9 protein-coding genes are annotated in these 9,967 nt (G+C 60.7%); 5 read left to right on the forward strand and 4 right to left on the reverse strand.

Features of this window, described 5'->3' with window-relative positions:
• Positions 1-86: 86 nt before the first annotated feature.
• A complete protein-coding gene (locus tag B0H98_RS07600; protein ID WP_106374464.1) occupies positions 87-1,100 on the forward strand; it encodes an Ldh family oxidoreductase in 1,014 nt (337 codons plus the stop codon).
• A gap of 80 nt (positions 1,101-1,180) precedes the next feature.
• Positions 1,181-2,128: an AEC family transporter gene (locus B0H98_RS07605; protein WP_106374465.1), complete on the forward strand. Its 948-nt coding sequence runs from the start codon at positions 1,181-1,183 to the stop codon at positions 2,126-2,128.
• Positions 2,129-2,156: 28 nt separating this feature from the next.
• On the opposite strand, the gene B0H98_RS07610 is transcribed toward B0H98_RS07605, so the two are convergent.
• Complete coding sequence (locus B0H98_RS07610) at positions 2,157-3,092, reverse strand: cation diffusion facilitator family transporter (protein ID WP_106374466.1); 936 nt, start codon at positions 3,090-3,092, stop codon at positions 2,157-2,159.
• Between the two features lie 97 nt (positions 3,093-3,189).
• Here B0H98_RS07610 and B0H98_RS07615 point away from each other — a divergent pair, with 97 nt between their 5' ends.
• The 3 genes from B0H98_RS07615 (at position 3,190) to B0H98_RS07625 (ending at position 5,522) form a co-directional block, all read left to right on the forward strand.
• On the forward strand, positions 3,190-3,750 hold the full coding sequence (locus tag B0H98_RS07615) for a GNAT family N-acetyltransferase (RefSeq protein ID WP_106374467.1): 561 nt from the start codon (positions 3,190-3,192) through the stop codon (positions 3,748-3,750).
• 111 nt (positions 3,751-3,861) lie between these two features.
• Complete coding sequence (locus B0H98_RS07620) at positions 3,862-4,698, forward strand: alpha/beta fold hydrolase (protein ID WP_106374468.1); 837 nt, start codon at positions 3,862-3,864, stop codon at positions 4,696-4,698.
• A gap of 92 nt (positions 4,699-4,790) precedes the next feature.
• Complete coding sequence (locus B0H98_RS07625) at positions 4,791-5,522, forward strand: ABC transporter substrate-binding protein (protein ID WP_106374469.1); 732 nt, start codon at positions 4,791-4,793, stop codon at positions 5,520-5,522.
• On the opposite strand, the gene nirD is transcribed toward B0H98_RS07625, so the two are convergent.
• The 3 genes from nirD to B0H98_RS07640 are packed head-to-tail and all read right to left on the reverse strand — an operon-like array spanning position 5,519 to position 9,728.
• Positions 5,519-5,905 carry a nitrite reductase small subunit NirD gene (gene nirD, locus B0H98_RS07630; protein ID WP_106374470.1) on the reverse strand — a complete coding sequence of 129 codons (387 nt, stop codon included), beginning with the start codon at positions 5,903-5,905 and terminating at the stop codon, positions 5,519-5,521. The genes B0H98_RS07625 and nirD overlap by 4 nt on opposite strands.
• Before the next feature lie 23 nt (positions 5,906-5,928).
• Positions 5,929-8,439: a nitrite reductase large subunit NirB gene (gene nirB, locus B0H98_RS07635; RefSeq protein WP_106374471.1), complete on the reverse strand. Its 2,511-nt coding sequence runs from the start codon at positions 8,437-8,439 to the stop codon at positions 5,929-5,931.
• Between the two features lie 2 nt (positions 8,440-8,441).
• Complete coding sequence (locus B0H98_RS07640; protein WP_106374472.1) at positions 8,442-9,728, reverse strand: NAD(P)/FAD-dependent oxidoreductase; 1,287 nt, start codon at positions 9,726-9,728, stop codon at positions 8,442-8,444.
• Positions 9,729-9,967 lie beyond the last annotated feature (239 nt).

Genomic DNA, 9,967 nt, shown 5'->3' on the forward strand with positions numbered 1-9,967 from the left:
TAGGTTCTGATCGACAGGTTCCTCGGCAGGTAAGCAATTACCTGCTTTTTTTACGCCTGAATCTAATAAAAACGGAGAGCGTTGCAATGAGCGAAGACATTACTCTGACCCTCGAGGAGGCTGAATCCTTGAGTCTTACCGTGCTTCAGCACAACGGGTACAGCCAGGCACATGCCGAAGCCATCACGCGCAGCGTACTGGCCGCCCAGCGCGACGAGTGCCACTCCCATGGCCTGTATCGCCTGATTGGTTGCGTCAGCACCGCGCAAAACGGCGGCGTGGACACGCACGCTCTGCCGGAGATTATCGACCAGGCACCAAGCGTTGTCCGGGTCGATGCCCACCGAGGCTGTTCGCTGCTCTCCTTTGAAATGGGTAAAAAGCAGCTAGTAGAGAAAGCCAACCAGACCGGCATAGCCGCTCTTGCCATCAACAACTGCTTTCACTTCTCGGCGCTGTGGCCGGAGGTAGAAGCGCTTTCAAGCGAAGGGCTGGTGGGCATCGCCATGACCCCGACCCATGCGTTCGTGGCCCCGGCAGGCGGCAACGCACCGCTTCTGGGCACCAATCCGATTGCCTTTTCCTGGCCGCGCCCGGGTGAGACGCCCTACACGTTCGATTTTGCCACAAGCGTGGTTGCGCGAGGGGAGATCGAGCTGCACAAGCGGGCGGGTAAAATGATCCCCGACGACTGGGCGATGGACGATAAGGGCGAGCCGACCACCGACCCAGCCGCGGCGTTGGCAGGCGCCATGCGCACGTTTGGCGGCTACAAGGGGTCAGCGCTTTCGACCATGATCGCGCTGCTGGCCGGGCCGCTGATCGGCGACGTATTGGGCCATGAAACCCAGGCGGCGAATGCGGAGAAAACCGGCAAGCCGTTTCATGGCGAGCTGATCATTGCGCTATCGCCCAAGGTATTTCTGGGCGAGCACGCAGCACATCACCTTCAGCATGCCGAAGTGCTGTTCGACAGCATTTTGGGTCAGGGCGCGCGGCTACCTTCCCAGCGCCGGTTTATCGCCCGGGAGCATAGCCTGCGCCACGGGGTAACCCTGCCTAAAGCGCTGGTCGACGAACTCAAGGCGCTGACACATTGATGACCTTGCTGACAGCACACACGCTGGGCGGCTAGCCATGGGAGCCAGCACTTGATGAAGACCGATGAAAGATAAGCCGAATGCTTGACGTTGCCGCCATCATCACGCCGATCTTTCTGCTGATCGGTGTGGGTTATCTGGCCACATGGTGGCATATCATCAGCGGCGAGCAGATGCAGGGCGTCAGCCGGTTTGTGCTGTATATCGCGCTGCCTGCGCTGCTGATCCGCGCCATTACCCAGAACCCTCTGGAAGAGGTGTTCAATATCCGCTACCTGCTCGCCTACGGCCTCGGCTCGCTGGGCGTGTTTACGGCAGCGCTTTTTTATATTGTCAGGCTCAAGCGTCAGCCGCTCAGCGTAGGCAGTCTTGGGGCGCTGGGCATGTCAGTTTCCAACAGCGCCTTCAGCGGGTATCCCGTTGCCGTCATGGTGATTGGCCCTCCGGCGGCCAACTTTCTCGCCCTGAGCATGATCATCGAGAACCTGTTCATCATTCCGCTGGCGCTGGTACTGGCCGAAGTGGGCAGGCAGTCCGGCCAGGGCGTTGTCGCGACCCTCAGGCACACGCTCAAGCAACTAACCAGAAACCCCATCCTGATTGGCCTTGCGCTAGGCGTGACGATTGCCGTTACCGATACGCACCTGCCGGCGCCTGTCCTCAAGGCCGTGGATATGCTGGCAAACGCGGCGGGGCCAGCGGCGCTGTTTGCCATCGGCGGGGCGCTCTATGGCCTGAAGGTGCGCGGCGTAGCCGCAGAGGTTGGCGAGATCGTGACCGGCAAGCTGATCATTCACCCGCTGTGTGTGGGCACCTGCCTATGGCTGATAGCGGGCAGCGACCCGCTGCTGCTGGCCGGTGGGTTGCTGTTTGCTGGCGCCCCCATGGCCAGCATCTACCCGCTGCTTGGCCAGCGCTACGGCATGGGCAATGTGGCGGCGGGAGCACTGCTTGCGGCCACGCTTGCCTCTTTTCTCACCTTGAGTGTCATGATCGGACTGATGGGGTGTTTCGGTACTCTAGGCTGAACCACCTCACCGCTGATGGAAGCGTCTTTTAGGAGTGTTTATCGATCAGCAGCCCACAGGTAGGCGCCGCCCAGTGGGTGTTGGCAGTAAACACCACATCGCACACCACCGGCGAGTAGCAGCGACGCACTTCATCATCGATACGTGCGCGCAGCGCGTCCTGGCGCTTGAGCGAATCGCAGGCGCCGTCTTCAGGCATTACCACGTGTACCATGACATACAGAAGCCGGCCCGGGCGCACCATGCGTACCCGCACTTCAAGGGTATGCGTACCCGCCAGCGCGCGCTTGATGGCTTCGCGGGCGGGCACGGCGATGACTTCCTCCGGGGTCTTGTTGAGCAGCTCTTTCAGCGCCTGAGACGCCATGCGCACGGGAACCCCCAGGCACAGCAGCACAACCGCGATGACCAGAACCGAGTCGACGTAGGGCACCAGCGTGTCCAGGTTCAGCTTCTCGAAGATCATGACCAGGCAAAAGGCGGAGAGCACGGCGGCTGAAATGAGGCTGTTGACCACCCAATTGAGCTTGTCGGCGGCTACCAGGGGGCTTTGCACATAGCGCTGGCTGCGGTGCATTACCCAGGCCGTCAACGAGCAGGCAAGCGTTGCAAACAGGGCATAGATCACCGCAATACCCGCGGCGATCTCGCGGCCTCCGGTAAGCAGGGCGGCGATGGCGTCTACCAGGGCAAAGACCGAGACCCCCAGAATCAAGAGCCCTTTGCACAGATTGACCAGCGACTCGAAATAGCTATAGCCAAACGGGTAGGATTCGCTGTCCGGACGGCTCGCCAGTTTGCTGACCTTGATAGTCACCAAAGCTACACTAAAGTAGATAAGGTTAAATAAGCCATCCAGCAAAATGGCCTGGGAATTGGAGGCCAATGTAGCGGTAATTCCTGCGCTGCCGATCAAAAGCGCCATGAAGGCGGAGAATGCCAGCGTACGTGCTTCTGTTTTCATGAAAGATGGGCTCTGCTGCCATTAGTCGAGCGCGAAAGCATAGCAATATTGACGACCTATTCACTAATGATAGCTGCGCCAACAAGGACGAACGGCGATGTATTCACGAAAAGATGAACGTATCCGCCACGGTAAGGACTTGACCTTTACCCTGTTAACACCAGAGGACGCCTTTGAGCTGCTGGCGTTCGAGACAGCAGAGCGGGCATGGTTCGAGCAGCATATCGAAGCGCGCAAGGAGCAGTTCTACTCCTCCCATGGAGTGTCTCAACATATTATCGACTGCCTGGCCATGAACGCTCAGGGGCGTATGAGCCCGGTATTGATTCGTCACAAAGGGGTACTGATAGGACGCGCCAACCTGCGCGATATCGACGGTGAGAATGCCGAGATTGGCTATCGCCTGGCGGCAGATGTCTGTGGGCAGGGAATTGCTCACAAGGCGCTCAAGCATATGATGAAAGAGGCCCGCTGCGTATATGGCCTGGATACCCTTACGGCGGTGGTATCGGTCGAGAATCAGGCATCCCGGCGGGTGCTGGAAAAAGCGGGGTTCAGCGTGGTCGATAAGCTGACGCAACACTCTGAGGTCGGCGGTGAACAGCTTGATTGCCTGGTGTACCGCTGCGCATTGAGGCAGGAAGTGGAGTGCGCATGAACGTCGGCTGGGCAAAATCAAGCAGGCAGCATGGTTTGGTAAGCCTCCTTATCCTGTACTAACCTCTGGATAGGTCATTGATAAACATTAAGCCAACAGGAGGGTTTAACGATGCCTATGCTGAGCGTCGGCACGGAGCAGGGTACGCCGGTAGAGATCTATTACGAAGTCTACGGTTCGGGCAAGCCCGTAGTACTGGTTCACGGGTGGCCGTTGAGCGGCCGCTCCTGGGAAAAACAGGTGCCTGCCCTGGTGAAAGCGGGCTATAAGGTCATTACCTATGATCGTCGCGGATTTGGCGGGTCCACCCAGGCAGATGGCGGCTACGACTACGACACGCTGGCTTCTGATCTGAAAAAGCTGATTGATACGCTTGATCTTCACGATGCGACGCTGGTGGGCTTCTCCATGGGTGGCGGCGAAGTGGCGCGCTACCTTTCAAGCTACGGCTCAAGCCGGGTTACCAAGGGCGTGTTTGCCGCCGCCGTACCGCCTTATCTTTACAAGGCAGACGATAACCCGGACGGCGGTCTGGATGACGAAACCATCCAGGGCTTTCTGGACGGCGTCAGCGGCGACCGTATCGCGTTTCTGGAAGACTTTACCAAGGACTTCTTCTCGACCGAGGCGCGTAGTGACCTGATCAGCGAGCCAAACCGGCGTTACCATCGTGATATTGCCGCTTTTGCTTCGCCCTTGGCCACCTACGAGTGCGTCAAGGCCTTCAGCTATACCGATTTCCGCGAAGACCTGCCCAAGATCGACGTGCCGACCCTGATTCTTCACGGCGATGGCGACAAGATCGTACCGTTCGAGGTCAGCGGCAAGCGCGCCGCCGAGTTCCTCCCCAATGCGCAGACGCATGTAATTGAAGGCGGCCCTCACGCAATCAACGCCACTCACGCCGATGAGTTCAACCAGGCGCTGATCGACTTTCTCAAAGGCTGATTGAACGATACCTTGCCAGTAGCGCCGCCCTCGGGCGGCGTTTTTAATGGCCCAACACAAGGCTTTACCGCGCTGTTTCAGGGAGTGAGTAGATGAGCGAAGCATCAAGGCTGCGAAAGATAATGGCACCCACCGGCGTGCTGCGCACCACCATCAATGTCGGCAATCCGATTCTGGCAGGGCTCGACGCCGAGCAGCAGCCGTTTGGGGTGTCGGTTGACTTGGCAAAACGGATTGCGCAGCGATTGGAAGTCGAACTTGAGCTGCAGGTGTACGCGTCCGCTGGCGAGGCCGTTGATATCGTGAGTAGTGAAAAGGCCGACATGGGTTTTTTTGCGCTCGACCCTAAACGGGGCGAAAGCATCGAGTTTACGGCGCCCTACGTGCTGATCGAAGGCTGCTATCTGGTGCGCGAGGATTCGCCGATTACCGATCAAGAAGACGTCGACCGCCCAGGCCAGCGCATCGTGGTGGGTAAGGGCAGCGCTTATGATCTCTACCTGAGCCGCACCATACAGCACGCCGAGCTGGTGAGGGCACCCACGTCGCCGAAGGTGGTGGAGTTTTTCCGTGAGCATCAGCTGGATATTGCCGCAGGCGTCAAGCAGCAGCTGGAAGCGGGCATCGAGGAGTTTGGTGGCTTGAGACTGCTACCCGGGCACTTCATGACCATTCAGCAGGCCATGGGTGTGCCCAGGAACCGGCCGCCAGAAGCGGCGGCGTTTCTCTCCGCATTGATAGAAGAGGTGAAGGCCGAGGGCGAAGTGGCGCGCTTGCTTGAAAAACACGCCATTCAGGGCGCATCGGTTGCGCCCGCCGCCTAGCTCTCAATCCACACGGCGTCGCCCTTGAATTCAGCTCTCCAGGTACATAGCGTGACGCTTTCGTCTTCCACGCACTGGCCGTCTTCCAGGCGAAAGTGCTGCTTGTAGAGCGGAGAGGCCACCACGGCGGCGCCCTTTATATCGCCCACAATGCCGTGGGCAATCACGTTGGCGTTGGAGAACGGGTCGTGGTGGTCGATGGCATACAGCTCTCGCGGGTAGCCGGGCAGGTAGAACAGCGCGACCTGCCTGGGGCCTTTGGGTGTTTCCAGCCAGGCGGCGACGCCGGAAAATGCGACCAGGTCGGCCTTGCTGCACAGTTTCTGGCTGGCCTGCTGGCCTTCTTGCGTGAAAGGAGAGTGTTTCATTGCAGTAGCGGTCATGGGAAGCCCTCGGGTGGATGTGGTCAGGCCGGCCGTAGCTGGCCGCGCTCGGAGGTCATGATGATGGCCGGGTCCGGGCGGGCATCGTTGACGTAGCTTCTAAAGCGCTTGAGCTTGTCCGGGTCACTGATGGCGCCCGCCCACTCGCACTGATAGTTATCCACCACGGTTTGCATCTGGCGCTCCAGTTCCTCGCCCATGCCCAGAGTGTCGTCGAGAATCACTTCTTTCAGATACTCCAGCCCGCCTTCGAGGTTTTCCCGCCAGACGGACGTGCGCTGCAAGCGGTCTGCGGTGCGCACGTAGAACATCAGAAAGCGGTCGATGGTGCGGTAGAGGCCTTCGTCGTCAAGGTCCGTGGCGAAGAGCTCGGCGTGGCGCGGGCGCATGCCGCCGTTGCCGCACACGTAGAGGTTCCAGCCGTTTTCCGTTGCGATGATGCCGATATCCTTGCTCTGCGCTTCGGCGCATTCGCGCGTGCAGCCGGAAACGCCGAACTTGATCTTGTGCGGCGCGCGCAGCCCCTTGTAGCGGTTCTCGAGCCGGATCGCCATGCCCACGCTGTCCTGCACGCCGTAGCGGCACCAGGTACTGCCCACGCAGGACTTCACCGTGCGCAGCGACTTGCCGTAGGCGTGGCCGGTTTCAAAGCCGGCGTCAATCAACTCTCCCCAGATATCCGGCAGATCCTCTAGCCGGGCGCCGAACAGATCGATCCGCTGGCCGCCGGTGATCTTGGTGTACAGGCCGTACTTCTGCGCTACCTGCCCCAGCACCACGAGCTTCTCTGGCGTGATTTCACCCCCGGCAATGCGCGGTACCACCGAATAGGTACCGTTTTTCTGCATATTGGCCATGAAGGTGTCATTGGTATCCTGCAGCGGAATATGGGCGGCGTCGGTAATCGGCTCGTTGAAGCAGGAGGCAAGAATGGAGCCGACGGCAGGCTTGCAGATATCGCAGCCCAAGTGGTGAGCGCCCGACGCGCCGTGCTTTTCGATCAGTTCGCTGAAGGTCTTGATGCCCTCTACGCGCACGATGTCGTAAAGCGCCTGACGGGTATAGGCGAAGTGCTCGCACAGTGACGTGTCCACCTCGACGCCACGGGCGGTCAGCTCATGATCCACCACGCTTTTCAAAAGCGAGGCGCAGCCGCCGCAGCCGGTGCTGGCGCGGGTATCGCTTTTTACCGCGCCCAAGTCGCTGGCGCCTGCATCAATGGCGCTGCAGATACTGGCCTTGGTAACGTTATGGCACGAGCAGATCATGGCCGTGGCCGGCAGCGCGTCCGGGCCAAGTGTGGGGGCCGCGCCGCTTTGCGGCAGAATCAGCGAAGCGGGCTCCTTGGGTAATTCGATACCGTTGGCGTAGTACTGAAGCAGGGTATCGTAGGCGCTATTATCACCCACCAGCATGGCGCCCAGAAGCTTTTTGCCGTCGCTTGAAACCACCATCTTGCGGTAGACCTGGGTCAGCGGGTCCAGATAACGAAACATCCGCGCGCCGGGATTTTGATTGCCGTGGGCATCGCCAATCGAGCCTACATCCACGCCTAGAAGCTTGAGCTTGGTGCTCATGTCGGCGCCGGCAAAGGAAACATCGCCGCCGGTGAGCGTCGAAAGCGCGGTCTTGGCCATCTGGTAGCCTGGTGCCACCAGACCAAAGATGCTCTCACTCCAGAGCGCGACCTCACCAATGGCGAGGATATCCGGGTCGCTGGTCTGGCACTGGTCGTTGATGACCACGCCGCCGCGTTCGCCGACGTCCAGGCCGCACGACCGGGCCAGCTGGTCGCGGGGGCGAATGCCCGCCGAGAACACGATCAGATCGGTTTCCAGCACCTTGTCATCCTGAAACACCATGCGGTGGCGGCTGGCGTCACCATCCTCGATGCGCGCCGTGGCCCGCTCGGTCAGCACCTGCACGCCGAGTGCCTCGATTTTCTCGCGCAACAGCTCGCCGCCCTCGGCATCCACCTGCATGGGCATCAGGCGTGAGGCAAATTCGACCACGGCGGTTTCCAGGTTCAGGCCGCGCAGCGCATTGGCCGCCTCCAGGCCCAAAAGGCCGCCACCCACCACCACGCCGGTCGCGGCACTTTGCGCCGCCTCGCGAATGGCATCCAGATCGTCCAGCGTACGGTACACCAGGCAGCCGTCGCGGTCGTTGCCAGGGATGGGCGGCACGAACGGGTAGGAGCCGGTTGCCAGCACCAGCTGGTCGTAGGGGTAGTCGCCCCGCTCGGTGGTCAGTGTCTTGGCCGCGCGGTCGATGGATGTCACCGCTTCGCTGCTGTTGAAGGTTATGCCGTGGCTTGCGTAGTAGTCGGCGTCACACAGGGCGAGTGCTTCGGCATCACGCCCGCTGAAGTACTCGGAGAGGTGCACGCGGTCGTAGGCGCGGTGGCGCTCTTCGCCGAACACGGTGACATCCACCTGCGCCAGCGCGCCGCTTTCGATCAACTGTTCGACCAGATGGTGGCCGACCATGCCGTTACCGACAATCACCACGTGGCGTTTAGAAGAAGTGGACATGGCTAAGCTGCCTCCAGCGTCGTTGAGGGGGATGGCGCGTTATCAGGATCGAGCAGGGCATTGGCATCGGCTTCACCAAACAGCAGCGCCTGACGGCAGGCCGTGAGATCGGTTCCTGCCAGCGCCTTGGCGAAGTACCACGGCCCCGTGCGGGTATCGCCGTACAGCACGGCACCTTCCAGCCTGCCGTTGCGTAGCAGCAGGCGTCGGTAGTCGCCGCTTTCCGGGTCGTGGTAGCTGAGCACCTCGTGCTCGGCGCTGGCTTCGGTGGGGCCAAACGCGTACAGGGCAATACCGCTGATCTTGAGTTTGGTGGCCGTAGGAGCCTCGCGGTAACGGGCACGGCCTTTACCGCACAAGGCATCGGCGAGTACTTCCACCTGGCGCCAGATAGGCTCTACCAGCCCGTAGGTGTGCTGCTCGAACTGGCAGCACTCGCCGAGGGCATGGATTCGCGGGTCGGAGGTGGCAAGGGTGTTATCCACCAGGATGGCGCGGCGGGTTTCAAGGCCTGCCTCGGCGCCTAGTTCCGCATTGGGGGTAATACCGGCAGCCACGACCACGCTTTGGGCGGGCAGACGCCGGCCATCCGTGAGTACCACCGCGGCTACATGGCCGTGCCCGTCGTCTTCAAGGTGGCTGAGCTGCGCCTGGGTATGAATCGTCAAACCACGTTTGGCCAGCGTTGCTTCCAGCAGGCGGGCAGCGGTGTCGTCGAGTTGGCGGTTCATCAGCTGCGTGCCGCGCTGAATGACGTAGACATCAGCGCCGCGCTTTCTAAGCCCTTCGGCGGCTTCCAGGCCCAGCAGGCCACCGCCAATCACCACGCACTGCCCACCTCGAGTGGCAATATCGGCAAGCGTGTCGGCATCTTCCAGGGTGCGAAACCCGTGTACGCCTTCTAAAGCCATGCCCGGCACATCGGGCAGGGCGGGGCGGGAACCGGTGGCGATCACCAATTGATCAAAAGCGAGCGTACGTTGAGAGGTCACCACACGCTGAAGGCCCCGGTCGATATGGGTGACACGTTCGCCAAGATGCAGCGTGATGCCGCGCTCGGCGTACCAGGACGCCGAGCGCAGCGAAAGCGCGTCAGGCTGCAGCTCGCCTGACAGCAGCGGCGAAAGCAGAATGCGGTTGTAGGCCGGCGACGCTTCTGCGCCAATCACACTTATGCGGGCAGGGCGATTGGGTGCCTCCACCACCTGCTCAAGCAGGCGGTGGCTGGCCATGCCGTTGCCGATAATCACCAGATGGTCTTGGGGTGAGCACCGGGAAGTCGTTTCCATGGGTCGCTCCTTTCTTCTTTGCGCTGCGGCCATGCAAGCCGCAATCGTCGGTGAAAACCAGACAAAAAAAGCCCCTGCAGGGATATCCGGGCGACTGTATCGTCTGAATATCTGTGCAGGGGCTTCGTTGCCCGGCAGCTAAGCTCGACCCCGCCTGTGGGGGGAACGCAGAACAGCCTCCGTTGGCTGCCCGCTACGCTGAAGTTATCTACTCTTTCCTGGGCAATTTATTAGCCAAT

Source organism: Vreelandella songnenensis (assembly GCF_003002925.1).
GTDB lineage: Bacteria > Pseudomonadota > Gammaproteobacteria > Pseudomonadales > Halomonadaceae > Vreelandella > Vreelandella songnenensis.